6 protein-coding genes and 1 pseudogene are annotated in these 17846 nt (G+C 67.3%); all 7 read left to right on the top strand.

Annotated features, from left to right (window positions below; all coding sequences use genetic code 11):
• Positions 1 to 25 precede the first annotated feature (25 nt).
• The 7 genes and pseudogenes from B7Z66_13740 to B7Z66_13710 all read left to right on the top strand — a co-directional run bounded on the left by B7Z66_13740 (position 26) and on the right by B7Z66_13710 (position 17577).
• Positions 26 to 745 (top strand): annotated as a pseudogene (locus B7Z66_13740) (hypothetical protein).
• Positions 742 to 4002: a hypothetical protein gene (locus B7Z66_13735; GenBank protein OYV75211.1), complete on the top strand. Its 3261-nt coding sequence runs from the start codon at positions 742 to 744 to the stop codon at positions 4000 to 4002. The pseudogene B7Z66_13740 and the gene B7Z66_13735 overlap by 4 nt, the downstream one beginning before the upstream one ends.
• Positions 3999 to 8879 (top strand): hypothetical protein, encoded by a 4881-nt coding sequence (locus B7Z66_13730; GenBank protein ID OYV75210.1) that lies wholly within the window; start codon positions 3999 to 4001, stop codon positions 8877 to 8879. The genes B7Z66_13735 and B7Z66_13730 overlap by 4 nt, the downstream gene beginning before the upstream one ends.
• Positions 8880 to 8889: 10 nt before the next feature.
• Positions 8890 to 10284, top strand: coding sequence for a hypothetical protein (locus B7Z66_13725; GenBank protein ID OYV75209.1), 1395 nt, complete (start codon positions 8890 to 8892; stop codon positions 10282 to 10284).
• Entirely contained in the window at positions 10284 to 10817 is a 534-nt protein-coding gene (locus B7Z66_13720) for a hypothetical protein (GenBank protein OYV75208.1), read from the top strand. The genes B7Z66_13725 and B7Z66_13720 overlap by 1 nt, the downstream gene beginning before the upstream one ends.
• Entirely contained in the window at positions 10817 to 11515 is a 699-nt protein-coding gene (locus B7Z66_13715; GenBank protein OYV75207.1) for a hypothetical protein, read from the top strand. Before B7Z66_13720 ends, B7Z66_13715 begins: the two co-directional genes overlap by 1 nt.
• The gene (locus B7Z66_13710) at positions 11506 to 17577 is read left to right on the top strand and encodes a hypothetical protein (protein ID OYV75206.1); all 6072 of its coding nucleotides are present in this window, start codon (positions 11506 to 11508) and stop codon (positions 17575 to 17577) included. The genes B7Z66_13715 and B7Z66_13710 overlap by 10 nt, the downstream gene beginning before the upstream one ends.
• Positions 17578 to 17846 lie beyond the last annotated feature (269 nt).

Here is a 17846-nt window from a genome sequence, read left to right as displayed (position 1 = left end):
GACGAGCTGACTGTGATCCTGCAGGATCGGCTCCAGGCAGCCGGCCCTGCACCAGGCAGCCGGCCAAGCGTTCTACAACACGTCCAAGTTCACGCTGCGCGATCTCACGGCCCGCGCCAGCCAGCAGTAGCTCAAGGCGGACTTCGAGGCCTATCTCGACGGCTTCTCGCCCAACGCCCAGGACATCCTCGAGAACTTCGAGTTCCGCAACCAGATCCCGCGGCTTCCGAAGGCCGACGTGCTCGGCACGCTGATCGAGAAGCTGCTCTCGCGCGACATCAACCTGAGCCCCAACCCGGTCCCGAGCGGTGACGGCTCAGTGAAGCACCCCGGCCTCGACAACCACGGCATGGGCCCTGTGTTTGATGAGCTGGTGCGGCGCTTCAACGAGGAGACGGGCGAGCACTGGACGCCACGCGACGCCGTGACGCTGATGGCGAAGCCGATCTTCCTGCCCGTCGCGGAGGATACGCCGCAGGAACTTGCCGCGGAGCACAGCAAAGAGGTCGCTACGCACCTCTACGGACTGGAGATCAACGCCGAGACCTACGCCATCTGCAAGGCCGAGCTGCTGCTCAAGGGCGAGGGCGACGCGGCTGACAACATCGTCGGCGGACCGGAGCACTCGACCCTCGCCAACGACGCCTTTCCGTCGCGCGAATTCGATTTCATGCTCAGCAATCCGCCTTACGGCAAGAGCTGGAAGATCAACCTCGAGCGCACCGTGACCTGGAGAGCGGAATGACGCACGCGATCCCTCGCGAAGGCATGATGGCGGTCGTTCGAAATCGCCGCGCTATGATCGCGGGCGTTCAGCCTTTCGACGCCGACGAAGCCGGGCGCTATCACCTCGTCGAGGTCGAGTACACCGACGGGCTTGGGGCCGAGTCCGACGAGGTGCTGTGGGAGGTCGAGCCCGGCACCGAGGTGCTCGAGCCCGCAGCGCTGCCGCGCGTCGAGGACACGGCGCCGATGGATCCACGCGAGTTCGACGCCATGGTGCGCGCCTCCCGCTGGTCGGCGCTCACGCCGTCGCTGCCGTTCTCGGGGCTCGATGACGATCGACCCCCGCTAGCGGCTCCCCTGTACGGTGCGATCTACCCCGAGGCGTACCAGCTCGTCCCGGTGCTGCGTGCCCTCGAAATGCCTCGCGTGGCTTTGCTGCTGGCCGACGCCGTCGGTCTCGGCAAGACCATCCAGGCCGGCATGGTGATGCGCGAGCTGATGCTCCGCCGCCGCATCCGGCGGGTGCTCGTCCTCTGCCCGGCTGCGCTGCGCACCCAGTGGCGTGACGAGATGCAGGAGAAATTCGCGCTGCCCTTCGAGGTAGTCGACCGGCCGCAGACGCTCAGGCTCCAGCGTGAGATCGGTGTCGACGCGAATTCATGGCGCACGCACGAGCGCATCATCGCCAGCTACCACTACCTCAAGCAGCCGGACGTGCTCGAGCAGTTCCGCAGCACGGCGGAGCCCGACGAGGATGGACGCCTGCGGTGGGATCTGCTCATCGTGGACGAGGCCCACAACCTTGCGCCGGCGAGCTTCGGCTCGGACTCCGACCTGTCGAAGATGCTCCAGCGCATCGCGCCGTGGTTCGAGCATCGTGTCTTTTTGACCGCCACCCCGCACAACGGCCATACCCGGTCGTTCTCGGGCTTGCTCGAGGTGCTTGACCCGGTGCGCTTCACGCGCAAGTCTGAACTCGACGCCGAGGACCGTCGCCGCGTCGGTGAAGCCGTCATCCGCCGGCTCAAGAGCGAGATCAACGCCTGCTACACGGTGCTGGGGGAACCCGCGCGTTTCTCGGAACGCCACGTCGACGCACTCCCGGCGCTGCACTTCGGCGCCCACGAGCGCGCACTCCAGCTCGCCGTGCGGGACTTCCGCAAGGCGCTCAAGCAGGCGCTGCGCGGTGCCGACCACCAGGGCCGCACCGCCGCGAGCTTTGCCTCCGAGGTGCTGCAGAAGCGCCTGCTTTCCGGCCCCTGGGCGTTCGGGCAGAGCTGGCTGGCACTGAGGGAAGGACTCGAAGCGCCGCAGGAGAGCGCCAGCGCCGTCGCCCTCGTGCGTGACGCGCAGGCCGACGACACGGACAACGACGCCGAACGCGAGAGCCGACAGCGCCACGCGGACCGCACCGTCGGCGCGTGGCTCCGCCAGTGGCAGGACACCGTTGCGGATGAGCTCGCTGAGGTTACTCGCCACGTCTCTGCCCTCGGTGTGACTCGGGTGCCACCCGGCCTCGACCCGTCCTCGCACGCTTCCGAGGTGGCCTCTCGTGCCGAGAAGGTAAAGGCGGACGCCCGGCTCCGCGCGCTCGAGACGCTCATTGACGAGCAGCTGCGCGATGGAGAGGCCTGGCGCGGCGATGAGCGCCTGGTCGTGTTCACCGAGTACCTCGCGACGCTCGACTACCTGCGCGCACGACTGCGCGCGCGCTACGGCGAGGGCGACTGGTTGCTCGCGTTCTTCGGCGGCATGAACGATGCCGAGCGCGACGCCGTCAAGCGCGCCTTCAACGACCCGGGCAGTCCGGCCCGCATCCTCGTGGCCACGGATGCCGCCGGCGAAGGCTTGAACCTGCAGCGCGCCGCGCGCCGCCTGCTGCACTGGGACATCCCCTGGAACCCCTCCCGCATGGAGCAGCGCAACGGCCGTCTCGACCGGCACGGGCAGGAGCGCGACGTCTCCATCTTTCACTTCGACAGCATCGACGACGCCTCGATGCGTTTCCTCGGCAAGGTGTTAGAGAAGCGCAGCCGCACGCGCGAGGACCGAGTCGTCACCGACGAGATCTTCGCCGAGGCCATCCTCGCCCACTTCGACGAGGACGAGGACGCGGCGGCGAGCGAAGATCGGCTCGAGCGGGTCATCGGCCACGCCCGCACCGAGAACGCCGGGGTTGTGGACGATCTTCCGGCCGGTAGTCCACTGCCCGGCGCCGAGGATCTGGCGCACCTCGAAGGCCTGAAGTCCGAGCTCGACCTCTCGCCCGAGACCCTGCGCGAGACGCTCGAGACGGCGCTCGCGATCGAGGTCGGACGTCCTCGGTTGCAGCCCGACGGCGCGGGACGCGAGCGCCTCGTCCACCCCATCCCCACGCTTTGGCAGGAGCTGGTCGACCACGCTCTGCGCGAGGGCGGCCCATCGGGGCCCCTGCTCGCACTTGTATTCGACGCGGCCCACTACGTCCAGCCGCGCAATGGCCTCCCCGTCTACATACCTGAGGCGGATTCGCGCCTCCTGCACCTGGGCGACGCCCTCTATCACCGCGTGATGTCCACCTTCGCTCGCTACCGCTTCCCCGGCGGCCCAAGCGCGGCGACGAGATGGACCGCCCGCGCCGGCGAGGTGCCCGCAGGCGCCGACGCGCTGGTGCTCCTCACCGTCGAGGAACTGGCGGTCAACGAGCTGCGCGAACCCTGCCACCACTGGGTCCACACGCTCGCGTTTCCCGTGCGTGGCGATGCGCTCGGCGACGCGCTTGCCCACCGTCCGGCGCGAGATTGGGCCGCGCCGCTGACCACGGTCGACCGCGATGCAGCCCACGAGGTGTGGGACGACGTCGAGGATGCGCTAAAGACTCGCGTGCAATCTCTACAGGCCGAGTTGACTGCGTCTCTCGCCACCCGAATGCAGGCCTCGGGCAAAGCGGTGCGCGACCTGGAGCAGAAGCGTTTCGAGCGCCGCCGTAAGGAGCTGGAGCGTGCCATCGGTGAGAACCAGCTCGCCAGGATCACCAAGGAAGCCGAGAAACTCCGAACGAAGGCGCGGCAGCTCTCGCTCTTCTCCGAGATCGACCAGGACATCCAGAAGCGCCTCGCCGACCTCGACGCCGAGCTGGCGCTGCGCCGCGGCCACTACGAACAGGTGCAGGAGCGCCTGGCGGTCGAGGCCGAACGCACCCTGAAGCAGGTGCTGCCGAAGCGCTATGCCTTGCGCGGCGAGGCCCGCGTCTACCCGATCGCCGTCGAGATCCGTCTGCGCGAGGGCGCGCGATGACGCTTCACGACGCCTGGACCGCGCTGCGCCACGGCGGCAACCTGCTGGCGCCCGCCGCGCTCGACGGGCTGCCCGCGTCCGAGGCGCCGCCGTGGGGCCTCGCCGACCGCTTGCGCTCGTCGCGGCTCGCCCTGGACCCCGACAAACCGGCGCCCGGCGCTCTCGCTGCGCTGCTCGACTCGGTGCTCGAGGATGCCTGCGGTCTGCGGGATGGCTGGCAGAAGGGCAGCGCGCTCGGTGCCGCCGACGCCGAGAAGCTGCTCGACGGGACGGTGCAGAAACCCCGGCGTCGCTGGACCGGCCCGGCGGGCGAGGTGCTCGTCGTCTTTACGACAGACGCCACGCGCATCGGCGTCGGCAACGGACGGCGCCCGGCGGCGCAGGTCGTCGAGTACCTGCGCCGGCGCGCCATTCCCCTCGGATTGCTCACCAACGGCCGGCAGTGGCGCCTCGTCTGGGCCGACACCGACAGCTCGGCCTGGGCCGAGTGGGAGGCCGAGCGCTGGCTCGACGCCGACCAGCTCTCGGACGAGCTGGCGGTGCTGCGGCGCGTGCTGTCGCCTGCCGCACTCGTGCGTGCCGATGCCGAACAGGGCCCACTGCTTTCCGCCATCCGCGACACGCGCCGGGGCCAGACGAAGCTCAGCAAGGAGCTCGGCGAGCGCGTGCGCCGCGCCGTGGAGACCCTGTTGCGCAGCCGCGAGCCGCTGGTGCGTGCCGCGTGGGACGAGCACGCGAGCAAGGACCTCTACGTCGCTGCCTGCCACTTCGTCATGCGGCTCGTGGTCACGCTCTTTGCCGAGGCCCGCGAGCTGCTCCCGGCCGGGAACCCCATCTACCACCAGGCTTACGGGCTGCGCGGCTTGCTCGACCAGCTCGACCGCCTGACGTCCGAGCGCCGTAAGGCGCGCCACATGGCCTGGCCCCGTCTGCTGGCGCTCTTTCGCCTGCTCCATCAGGGTTCCCCGCACCCGGCGATCACGTTGCCGGCCTACGGTGGCGACCTCTTCCGTCCGGGCGACGCCAATGGCGACGGCGTGCAGCGTGCGCTGACGCTGCTCGAGGCCCTGCCCGAGCCGCCCGACGATGAGGTGATCCACCGCGTGCTGGTGCTGCTCACCCGCACCACTCAGAGGATCCGCGAGGGTGCGAGCTGGCGCAGCGTGGCCGCGCCGGTGGACTTCACCGAGCTGACCAGCGAGTACATCGGCATCCTCTACGAGGGCCTGCTCGACTACGAGCTGCACCGCGCCGGCGACGAGCCCGTCCTCTTCCTCAACCTCGGTGACCAGCCCGCCCTGCCGCTTGACCGCCTGGAGGCGATGGACGACCAGGCCCTCGCCACGCTGGTCGAGAAGGCCAAAGTCCGGAAACAAGCCACGAACGTGGATGAGGAAAAAGGTGACGAGGCCGAGGACGTCGTGGTGTCGGAGGACGACACGGACGTGGAAGATGAGGACGGCGCGGCGGCCGAGGACATGGACCACGTAGCCTTGGCCGACGAGACCGAGGTCGACGACATCCGTGCCGCGGCTCGTGCCCGCGCGATTCGCTGGGGTCGGCGCGCTGCCGAAGTGGGCAAGCTGGTCCGGAAGCCGAAAAGCAAAGCGGCCGTCGCTCTGGCAGATTTCGGAGCCCAGCTCGACGCGGCCGCACACCAACTCGTCGCCGACATCAAGCTCGCTGGCGAACTCTACCTCGTACGCTGGGGCGGCACGCGCAAGGGCGCCGGTACCTTCTATACCCGCCCGCAGCTCACGCTGCCGACCGTGCGCCGCACGCTGGAGCCGCTCCTCCATGGACAGGCGCAAGGCGAAGTGCACACGCTGCGCGCGCCCGAGGCGCTGCTCTCGCTCAAGGTCTGCGATCCGGCCATGGGGTCCGGGTCGTTTCTCGTCGCCGCGCTGCGCGTGCTCACCGAGGCCGTCGTCGAGTCGTTGCATGTGCACGAGCGGGTCGAGCGGGTCAATGGCCGCGCCACGGTGCACTGCGAGCTGCTGCCCGAGGCCGACCGCAGCCTGCCGACCGACGGCTTCGAGGAACGCCTGGAGGCCATCGTGCGCCGCGCGGTGGTCGAGCACTGCCTCTACGGCGTGGACCGGGACCCGCTCGCGGTCGAACTGGCGCGCGTGGCGCTGTGGGTCGAGACCCTCGACCGTCGCCTGCCCTTCACCTTCCTCGATCACAAACTGCGTTGCGGCGATGCGCTGGTCGGCACCTGGCTCGATCGCTTCCGCGACTACCCGCTGCTTGCATGGTGGCGGCAGAGCCCCGATGAGAAGTGGCGCGGCGTGACCCACGCGGACGACGTCTGGGCCAGGGCGCTCAAGGAGAAGCGCAGGGCGGTCGTCGCGGAGCAGGTGAATCTTCTCAACGGGCAGCTGAACCTGCTGGCCGTCAGCGTGTCGGACAATGACCTCAAGGCGGCCATCGACCGCGTGCGCGAGCTGTACCGACGCCTGCGCAAGGTGCCGGCCTCGCAGCCCGACAAACGAGCGGAGATCTGGCGCACTCAGGTCGCGCCCGATCCGGCGCTCGCGCGTGTCAGGGAAGCTTTCGATACTTGGTGCGCCCTGTGGTTCTGGCCACTCGATCGGCTCGACGAGGCGCCCGGCCCCGCGGCGCTGCCCGCGCCTTCGGACGCGGCACGCGCGATCGTCCGCGGCTTGCGCGACACCAAGCGCTTCTTCCACTGGGAGCTCGAATTTCCGGACGTCTTCAGCGAGCCGGGCGCGGGCTTCGACGCGGTCGTGGCGAACCCGCCGTGGGAGGTCCAGAAGCCGAGCAGCAAGGAGTTCTTCAGCGATCGCGACCCGCTCTACCGCTCCTACGGCAAGCAGGAGGCGCTGCTCTGGCAGCGCGAGGAGTTCGGCCGGGACGCCGCCTTCGAGCGCCAATGGCTCGACCACGTTGGGACGTTCAAGGACGCCGGCAACTTCGTGCGCCACGCCGGCGAGCCTTTCGGTGATGCCGACGACCCCCAGGGCCGGCCACAGGTCGGCCTCGTACCGCGCAAGGCGGACACCACGCGCCAAATGCACAAGCAATGGGCTGCGGCACGCGCGAGAAAGACGGGGCTCTCGGACCCCGAGCACGCCTTCCGCCACCAGGGCTCCGCCGACCTCAACAGCTACAAGCTCTTCGTCGAACAGGCGCACGCACTCTTGAAGTCCGGCGGCCAGCTCGGCCTCATCACGCCGAGCGGGCTCTACACCGACAAGGGCGCGGTCGAGCTGCGCCGGCTGCTGTTAGAGCGCTGTGCGTGGCGCTGGCTCTACGGCTTCGAGAACCGCAACAAGCTCTTCGATATCGACAGCAGATTCAAATTCGCGGTGACCATCGCGCAGAAGGGCGGCCGGACCGAGGTGCTCCGCGCCGCCTTCATGCGCCACGAGCTCGAGGACTGGAGCGAGGCGAAGGGCGCGCTCGCGTACCCGGCCGAGCGCATCCACGCCTTCAGCCCGAAAAGCCTCTCGGTGCTCGAAATCCAGAGCGACCGCGACCTCGAGGTGCTGACGAAGATCTACGCCAACAGCGTGCTGCTCGGCGACGACGGACCCGACGGGTGGGGCATCAAATACGCGACCGAGTTCCACATGACCAACGACTCCAAGCTCTTCATCCCGCGCGACAAGGCCGAGGCCGCGGGCTACGAGCCGGACGAGTACGGGCGCTGGATCGGACCGGAGGGGGATGTGCTGCTGCCGCTCTATCAGGGGGCGATGATTTACCAGCATGACCCAGCACGAAAGGGCATTGCGTCGGGAGGAACGTACAAGAGTGCATGGGAGGAGCTAGATCGTGCCGACGGCCACCCAGTGGTGTCACCGAGGTACCTAGTGCAACGTCGCGACTTCGTCGAGCAAGGCAAGCCGGACAATGGGTTGCGACTAGCGTTTCGTGATCTCACGAACGCAACGAACATGCGGACGATAATTGGAACGCTGTTGCCTCGTCTCCCGTGCAACAACAAGACACCGTTCTTTAGTGCGGATGACATTACGACCCTAGTTGCCCTTTCGGCAGTTCTCAATAGCTATAGCGCTGACTACGTGATGCGCCAGCGTCTGAGTGGCAGTGCTGGCGCGGGTTCATTGAACCCATTCGTGCTTCACGAACAACCTCTGGTAAAGACTTCCGGGATGCCACTTTTGAAGGAACTTACGGCCCGGCTGGAACTTGGCCTGCCGATGTTTAGCGCTGTTGTCAGAAAGTGTGCCGAGATTTATCCGAGTGCCAGTGCGCGTGCTCTGACTACTCATGAACGCCTCCGCCTCCGCTGCATCCTCGATGCAATCGTTGCCGCGCTCTACGGCCTCTCGCGCGAAGACCTCCGCTGGATCCTCCGCGACTGCGACCACCCGAAGGAGCGCCTCACGGAAAAGGCCTTCTGCCGTGCCCTCGACCCGAAGGGCTTCTGGCGCGTCGACAAGGCCGAAGACCCCGAGCTGCGCCACCCGGTACTCGCGCTCGAGGCTTTCGACGCGCTCGAGACCCTCTCCGAACACGGCGGGGACCGAGACGCCGGCATCGCGGCCTTCGCAGCTCTGAACGATGGCGAGGGCTGGATGCTCCCCGAGAAGCTGCGCCTCGCCGACCACGGCCTCGGCCACGACGACCGCGCCCGAGAGCCGCAGCCCGTCGCGAGCCGCCTCGGCCCGCGTTTCCTCGACTGGCAGCTCGCTCAGACGCCGGAAGAGAGCTGGGCTGAATGCGAACGCCACGCGCGGGGTATCCTCGGCGACGCGGAGTTCGAGCGACGGTTCGGTACCGGCGGGCAACACACGGACGGCCCGGCCGCGACGTCAGCGGGTCCCGCCAAGCCGGCGCCGAGCACCCCGAAGCCGGCCGACCGCCAGCAGAAGCTGTTCGACTAGGAGACCCGGAATGCTCACCAAACTTCGACTCAAGAACTTCAAGGCCTGGAAGGACACGGGCGACATCCGGCTGGCTCCGTTGACCGTGCTCTTCGGTACCAACAGCGCTGGAAAGACCAGCATCCCGCAGCTCCTGCTGCTGCTGAAGCAGACCGCAGAGTCCTCGGACAGACAGCGCGCCCTGCAGCTCGGCGACAGCCGCACCCTCGTGGATGCCGGCACCTACGACGATGTGATGCATGGACACGACGTCGCGCAGCCGCTCGAGTTCACCCTCGGCTGGTCACTCGGCGAGGAGCTCTCGATTCGTGATCCGCTCGCCAAAAAAGAGTACTCGGGTGACGCGATCGAGTTCTCGGCACGCCTCGTATCGGACGCCAAGCATCAGCCGCGCACGAATTGGTTTCGCTACGAGCTGCGACGTGGGGGCCAGTGCGTCGTCGACCTCGCGGTCGGCGAGAAGATCGACGCCAAGAGGCAGCGGAAGAAGCCGGAGTTCGAGCTGTCATCGTCGCAGTACCCTCTCACGCGGCACGCCGGCCGTGCCTGGGCCCTTCCCGAGCCGCTCCGCTTCTATGGTTTCCCGGATGAGGTGGCCGCGTACTACCAGAACGCCGCGTTCGCCGCGGACATCGTGCTGGAACTCGAGAGGATGCTCAAGAGCGTCGTCTACGTCGGTCCGCTCCGAGAGTATCCGAAGCGGCTCTACCTCTGGTCCGGCGAGATACCGGATCACGTCGGTGCCCGCGGCGATCGTGCGATCGAGGCGATCCTCGCCTCGGGCGAGCGCACCTTCAACTTGAGGTTGAGGGGCAAGACCAAGCCTTTGGAGCAGGTTGTTGCTGAACGGCTTAAGGCGATGGGCCTCATTCATGCCTTCCAGGTGAAGGCCCTCGGGCAGCATCGAAAGGAGTACGAGGTCCTCGTCCAGACCAGTGCGAAGCTGCCGGAGGTCAAGCTGACCGATGTTGGCTTCGGCGTGAGTCAGGTGCTCCCCGTGATCGTCGAGTGCTTCTACGTGCCGCGTCGCTCGATCGTGATCTTCGAGCAACCCGAAATTCACTTGCACCCGCGAGTGCAAGCTGATCTTGCCGACCTCTTCGTGGACGCGATCCGTGCGCGGGAAGGAGGTGTCGCACGCGACTGCCAGTTCATCATCGAGAGCCACTCGGAGCACTTTCTTCGACGGCTGCAACGACGCATCGCGGAAGAAGAGCTCGCGCAGGAAGACGCGGCCCTGTACTTCGTGCACACCGAGGGCGCCCAGGCGCGCATCGAGGAGCTCGACGTCGATCTCTTCGGGAACATCAAGAACTGGCCCGAGAACTTCTTCGGCGACGAGATGGGCGATCTGGTCGCCCGCACCGAAGCCCAGGCGAGACGGATGCAGACGGGGGGCGCCTAGTGACGGCGGTTCCCATGCGGTGCGTCGTTGACACGAACGTGGCAACCACGGCCAATGGTGCGAACCCAGGAGCGCCTCCGACCTGTGTCGCAGCGAGCGCGAAGGCGCTTCAGGCAGTGATGACAAAAGGTCACGTCTTCGTCGATCACGGAGGTGGCTCATCGAAGATTGTGGGCGAGTACCGCCGGAACCTCTGCGCGAGAGGGCAGCCGGGACCGGGCGATGCGTTCCTGAGGTGGCTGTTAACTCACGAGTGGAGCGATCAGCGCGTCACGCGGGTCGCCATTACACCGAAGACGAGCGACCCCGAGGACTACGACGAATTGCCGGCGCCCAGGGGCGGCACCGTCTACGACCGTTCGGACCGCAAGTTCCTCGCCGTCGCGGCCGCGCACGCCGAGCGTCCGCCGATCTTGCAGTCCTTCGACAGCAAATGGTGGGGCTGGCGGGGGGCACTGGAGGACATCGGCGTCGTGGTTCACTTCCTGTGTCCCGAAGCGATCGAGGCGAAGTTCAACGAGAAGATGACGTGATGACGGCCTTCTTTCGCTTCCCCCCCACCCCTCACCTCGCCTGGCTCGGGCAAGGGCGGCCGCGGGACGACAAGGTGCTTGCGGCCGATGAAGCTCAGGCACTGCTCGCCGGCGATGTCGTCGTGGAGGAGAAGGTCGACGGAGCGAACGTCGGGTTCTCGACCACCGAAGACGGCGAGCTGCGGGTGCAGAACCGCGGCAGTTATCTCGATTGCGATCACGCCCACCCGCAGTTCCGCCCGCTCTGGCCGTGGCTGCCGGTGCGGGAGCCGGGGTTGGCGAACGCCTTGTGGCCGCACCTCATGCTTTTCGGAGAGTGGTGCTACGCCATCCACAGCGTGATCTATGACGGCCTCCCGGACTGGTTTCTCGGGTTCGACATTTACGATCGCGCGCTCGACAGGTTTTGGGACACCGAGAGGCGCGACGCGCTATTGAAGGAGCTGGGTCTGAGCCCTGTGCCACGGCTGGCGAAGGGGCGTTTCTCGATCAAACAGCTCGATCCACTCTTGTCGGGAGCGTCCCGCGTGGGGGGTAGCGCAATCGAAGGCGTGGTCGTCCGACAGGAAGCTGATGGCTTCACCACCGCCCGTGCCAAGCTCGTGCGCGCCGAGTTCACCCAGGCGATCGACGAGCACTGGTCGCGAGGACCGCTGCGCCGCAACAAGCTGGAGAAAGGAACCGCGTCATGGCTCTGAACCCCATTGCCTTCACCGAGCGGGTCGTCGATGACTTCGTTCACTACCAGCTCACCACTTACCCGCTGGCCGATCCCGATCTCTATGCGCAGCTCGGCGCGCTGCTCGAGCTCGAGGAGACGCGCAAGACCCCGCTCCGCAAGGGCCCCTTCGTCAGCCTTTCGCGCCCCTTTAAGCAGGGCGCCACGGTGGCCGAGTTAGTCGCGGGCGGGGTGTTCCATCCGCACATGCAGGCGGTGGCGCCCTATCCAAAGCTGCGTGCTCACCAGGAGCAGGCCATCCGCGCGGTCCACGCGGGCCGCACGACGCTCATGTCAACCGGCACCGGCTCGGGAAAGACTGAGGCATTTCTCTATCCCGTCATCAGCCGGTGCCTCGAGCTGCAGGATGCGGGTGCGCCGCCCGGAGTGGTAGCGGTCATCGTCTACCCGATGAACACGCTGGCCGAGGATCAACTCGAACGCCTGCGCGGGCTGCTCGCCGGGCGCGGCATCCCCTTCGGCATGTACGTTGGCAAGACCCCCGCGGAGGAGGCGGGGGTCCGCGGTGAGCGCATGCCGGCAGGGAGTACCAACACTGCCTACCACGAGCGTCTGCAGCAGATCCGCGAGACGGGACAGACGATCACGCTCCTGCCGCCCGAGGAGCGGGCGAGCCGCGGAGCGATGCGCGCCGACGGCGGGCAGCCGCGCATCCTGCTTACCAATGTCAAGCAGCTCGAGCTGCTGCTGACCCGCGGCAAGGACGTGGGCATCTTCGCGGGCGCGCCACTCGAGTTCCTGGTCTTCGACGAGGCCCACACCTTCCGCGGCGCGCAGGGCGCCGAGACCGCGTGCCTGATCCGCCGGCTGCGCACCTTCTGCGGCAAGCAGGCCCACGAGGTTCGCCACGTCGCCACCTCGGCGACCATCGCCGATCCCGAGGGCGGTGAAGCCCCGGCGAAGGACTTTGCACGTCGTTTCTTCGGCGTCGACGGCGCGCGCGTGACGCTCGTGCGCGAGGTCTACGACGAGTTGCGCTGGAACGAGCGACGCGGTATTCCCGACGGCCCCCCGGCTGACCCGCACGCGGTGCTCGCCGCGATCCTGAAAGCAGTCGACGCGCCCGACGCGGAAGTCGCTCAGGCGGTCTCGACGCAGCTCTTGGCGCTCGGCGGAGCGGGGCTTCGCCAGGACGGCTGGCAGGATTCACTGGCAAGCCAGCTCGCCAGCAACGAGCTAGTGTATCAGCTCGCCGAGGTGCTGGCGAAGCCGCGCCCCCTGGTGGAGATTCCGGAGCTGCTCGCGCAGGCGCTCGGGCGCACGGTGCCGGAGCCAGAGATCCTGGCCTGGCTGGCGCTTGGGGCTGCCAGCGGCCGCGATGGGCACGATCCGTGGCTGCGCCCGGTGGTGCACACCTTCGTGCGCGGGGTAGGCGGCGCCGTCGTCACCTTCTCGGGCGCGAACGCGGCGGCCCGGCTCTGGCTCTCCGGCGAGGACGCCGACGCCGAGCTCGGTGAAGGCTACCGGCGCTTTCCGATCATCACGTGCACCACCTGCGGCCAGCACTACTACGAGACCTGGGTCAAGGACTTCGCCCTCGCAGCCGGCGTCAAGGCCGGCCCGACCGGCGGCGACCTGGTCGGCAGCGTTCGCGTGTGGGAGCACGTGCCCGAGGAGAGTGGCGGCGATCGCGTGCTGCTCGTCGACCGGCTGATCGTGAGCCCGGACGAGGAGGATGACACCGAAGAGGTCGACGAGGACGGCGACGTGTTGCCGCCCACCGGCCACGACTACGAGCATCGCCGGCTGCATCCCATGTTCGGGTGTAGCCACTGCGGCTCGCTCCAGGAAGAGCGTACCGATACCTGCGCGGCCTGCAACGTGCAGAACACGCTGGTGGCCATGCAGGTGGTTCGCACGAAGGAGGAGTACCCCGGGCTGCTCCACTCGTGCGTCGCTTGCCAGGCGCCTGGCAAACGTCCGCGCGGGGGACGTTACCGCGAACCGGCTCGCCCGGTGCGCGCGGTGAGCGTGTCGGACGTGCACGTACTGGCGCAGTCGATGGTGCACCTCTCGGAGCGGCCCCGGCTGCTGGTGTTCGCGGACAACCGCCAGGACGCCGCCTTCCAGGCGGGCTGGATGCGCGACCACGCCCGTCGCTTCCGGCTGCGGGCGCTGATGGCCCAGCAGATCACGTCGGATGGCACTGACACCTCGATCGGCGACGTGGTGTATGCCCTCGACGATCTGCTCGACAAGGATCGCGAACTGTCGCGCGCGCTCTTGCCCGAGGTGTGGCAGGTGGTGCCTTTCGACGAGAGCGGCACCAAGCACCGGGAAGAGCGTCTCTATTTCCTGCGCATCCAAGTGCTTCGTGAGGTCGCCACGGGCGTCAAGCAGCGCCTCGGCCTCGAGCCGTGGGGACGCCTGAAGGTCGGCTATCGGGGCGTCACGGCCGAGCTGCCCTTCGTGACGAAATGGGCCCCGCTGCTCAGCGTTTCCGAGGCCGCCCTCGCCGAAGGGATCGCCGCGCTCCTCGACCATCTGCGCCGCATCCGAGTGCTCCACGACGAATCGACGAAGCTCTTCGAGACGATGTGGAACAGCGGCGACAAGGAGGTGCAGTATGGTTACCTCCCCACCTTCCCAGGCGGTCCCAAGGGCGCGAAGTTGCGCCGTGGCGCGGCGGACCTTCCGGCTCGCGTCAGCCAGTGGGTCGGCAGCCGGCCGACACAGGTGTGGAACGCGGTCGCGGCATGGGGTGTACCCGAGCACGATCTCGAAAGCTTCCTCGAGGAGCTGTGGGCCAGCCTGGGCGAGCAGAAGGTGCTCGTACCAGTCACGCTCTCCGGCTGGGGCAAGCCGCTGAAGGGCAGTGCGGGGACGGTTCAGATCGACAGCAACAAGCTCGCCCTCCACGCGCATTCGGGTCGCTATCGCTGCGACAAATGTCGGCGCACCACGATCCGGCAGGGACCGACCGGGCTCTGCATGGCCTGGCGATGCGGCGGACACCTGGCGTGGGAGAACGAGGCGCACGACGACTTCGATCTGCGCGTGCTCGACGGCGACTATGCGATGTTGCGCGTGGCGGAGCACTCGGCGCAGGTCCCTCACGACAAGCGCGAGCGCATCGAGAACCAGTTCAAGGGCGAAGGCGAGCAGCTCAACGTGCTGGTGTGCACGCCTACACTCGAGCTAGGGGTCGATATCGGCGCGCTCGACGCGGTGCTGATGCGCAACGTGCCGCCGACCGCCGCCAACTACTGGCAGCGCGTCGGCCGCGCGGGGCGCCGGCACCGCATGGCGGTCGACGTGACCTACGCGCAGGCGACAGGGTTCGACCAGGCCTACTTCCGCGAGCCGCTGAAGCTGCTCGGCGGGCAGGTAGAGCCGCCACGCTTCAACCTCAAGAACGCGGTGATGATCCGCAAGCACGTGCATGCGACCGTGCTGACTGCGCTGTACGGCCTGGCACGAAGCGCGGACGCCGGGACCCGTCGCGCCATCGATGAGACGCTCGGTCGCTGCTTTCCCCCGACGCTGCGCAGTTACCTATTCACACCAGGCGGAGATGTGCTTGAAGAGGTTCGCGATCTTTCGGACCTCCGCGAACTCATGGCCGTGCACCGCGGCGCACTCTTGGATGCCTTGACACGCTCGTTTACAGAAGTCTGGCCCGCCGAGGATACCGCTGCGGTCGATGTCGTTCTGCTCGAACGTATCCTCGATGAGATGCCGGCCTCGCTACAGGCCGTGCTGGCGCGCTTCATGCGGCGCCTTGACTGGGCCCTGGGCGAGCTGAGACGACTCTCCGCCGTCAAGTTGAAGAAGGGTGACCTCGACCCGGAAGACAAGGCTCATGAGCGACGCTGCGAGAAGGTCATCGCCCGACTCAAGGGAACCTACTCGCGGGCGCGCGGCAAGGCGCAGGGTGGCCCCGACGACTCCGAGACCATGGGCGCGCTCGCCCGTGAGGGCTTCCTGCCGGGTTATGGCCTCGAGTCGGGGAGCCTGGTCGGCACGGCGGAGCCTCCGCGTATGACCCAGGGCCTCGACGACTTCGACCTACCGCGTCCGCCCACGCTGGCGCTGCGCGAGTTCGTGCCCGGCAACGCCATCTACGCCAACGGCTTCCGCTTCGTGCCGCGGCGCTTCCTCCTCACGCCCGAGGAGACGCTGCGGTTCCGTGTAGTCGTGGAACAGCAGGTGGTGCAGGAGGTGGGCACCGACATCGCCACGGCGCCGCTCGCCGAGCAGGAGCTGCGAGCCGTGCCGGTGTGCGACGTGATCCTTCCCTCACAGTCGCAGATCTCCGATGAGGAGGAGTTCCGCTTTCAGATGCCGGTGGCCACCTATGGCAACGACCGTGGCTATCACCGCGGCGGCACCGCCTGGACCTGGGGAGACCTCGACCTACGCTTCCGGCGCGGCGTCCAGCTTCGCCTCGTGAACGTGGGCCCGCGCAAGGAGGTCGAGCAGACGCGGCTTGGCTTCCCGCTCTGCCTCGCCTGCGGCCAGTCGCATTCCCCCTTTGCGAGCCGGAAATCCCGTGAGGAGTTCGAGGCGTTGCACCTGGAGCGTTGCGGGCATGTCGTGCAGCCGACCGGCTTCTACGCGGATGTCGAGGTGGACGTGCTCGGCCTGCACGACGTCGAGGATCGGAAGATGGGCTTCAGCGTGGTGGAGGCGGTGCGCATGGGGGCGGCGCGTGTCCTCGATATGGAGATCGAGGACCTGCAGCTGCTTGCGCTCGGGCATATCGGCGAGGATACCTGCGACGTGCTCCTCTACGACCCGATGCCCGGCGGCTCGGGCCTGCTCGAGCACCTCGCCGAGCGATGGGAAGAAGTGCGGAGCTCGGCGCTGGAGCTGCTCACCCAGTGTCCGGGTGCCTGCGAGTCCTCATGCGTGGACTGCCTCCAGACCTACCGCAACCGCTTCTACCACGAGTACCTGGATCGCCACGTCGCGACCCAGATCCTCGAAGCCGCCAGCGGGCCTCTCGTCGAGACGCACCCCATCCCGGAAAAGCTGCCGAGGACGCAGTCAACAACGGGCCAGGGCCAGACCTGGATCGAGAACCGCTTCAAGCAGTTCCTCGGCGAGGCGGGTCTGTCTGCGCCGCTCTGCCAACAACCCATCAACCTCGGCGCCGGGTATGGAGAAACGATCCCGGACTTCTTCTACGCCGGAGGTGACGGGGAGGAACCGGGCATCTGCATCTACCTCGACGGCATGGCGGGGCACATCCACGGCAACTCCGAGCAGGCGGAGAAGGACCGGGCCATCCGGGCCAAGCTGGACAACCTCGGGTACGAAGTGGTGGTGGTGCGGTCGTTCGAGCTCGACGACAAGAACGCCGTCGTTCGGGCCATCGCGCGCATCGCCAAGTATCTGGTAGGGAAAGAGAAGCAACGCGCGGTGAAGGGTGACACGTCCTGGTTCGACCGAGTCGATGCGGGCGATGCCCTCCCTCCCGCGGGCGAGGAGGTGGCTCGATCTCACGCCGAGAGAAGCGACGTTGGCGCACCGGTTTCCGCCGCCCCTGCACCGATCGTGGTCCCCGCGCCCCCGCTACGACTCGTGGAGCCGGCGCTGGAGGAGAAGTACGTCACTTGCGTACCGCTCGTCCCGCTCAAAGCCGCCGCCGGCGCCTTCGGCGATCCGCAGCACATCGAAGACGACGGTTTCGACTGGGTCGCCCTTGAGTCGCGTCACCGCCTACGGCCCGGGATGTTCGTTGCTCAGGTCGTCGGCAAGTCCATGGAACCGGCCATTCCCGACGGCGCCTGGTGCCTCTTCCGTGCGCCAGTCGCGGGTACGCGACAGGGCAAGACCGTGCTCGTCCAACTCCGGGACGCCACTGACGTCGAAACTGGCCAGCGCTACACCGTCAAGCGATACCGAAGCCAGAAGGCCCAAGCCGGCGACTCCTGGCGGCACGAGAAGATCACACTCGAGCCCGTGAATCGTGAGTTCGATCCGATCATCATCACCAAAGCTGACGAGGGCGAGCTCCAGGTCGTCGCTGAGCTGGTCGAGGTGTTGTCCCCGGAGATCCCCGGCTCGAAGGCATGAACGCCGAAGAGAACGACGAGACCACCGAGGACACGATCAACCGGCCCATGGAGAAGTGGACCCCAAAAATTGGATAGCAGGATAAGTGCTTTCGTCCATGAGGACGGAGCGCCTCAAGTCAAAAATATGTTAGCAAGAGAAAGACGGGAAGCGACGAGAAAATTAAACCGATCTGATTGCGGTCCGGTTTTACCAACCCGGCGTCACCTGGTAAGTCACAATCATGTGCGCTTCGAGTCCCCGATCCGTTCTTATGACTAGCTGCTTCA

The sequence above is a fragment of the Chromatiales bacterium 21-64-14 genome, from assembly GCA_002255365.1.
In the GTDB taxonomy this organism is placed as follows: domain Bacteria; phylum Pseudomonadota; class Gammaproteobacteria; order 21-64-14; family 21-64-14; genus 21-64-14.
This window is presented reverse-complemented; position numbering and strand designations above follow the sequence as displayed.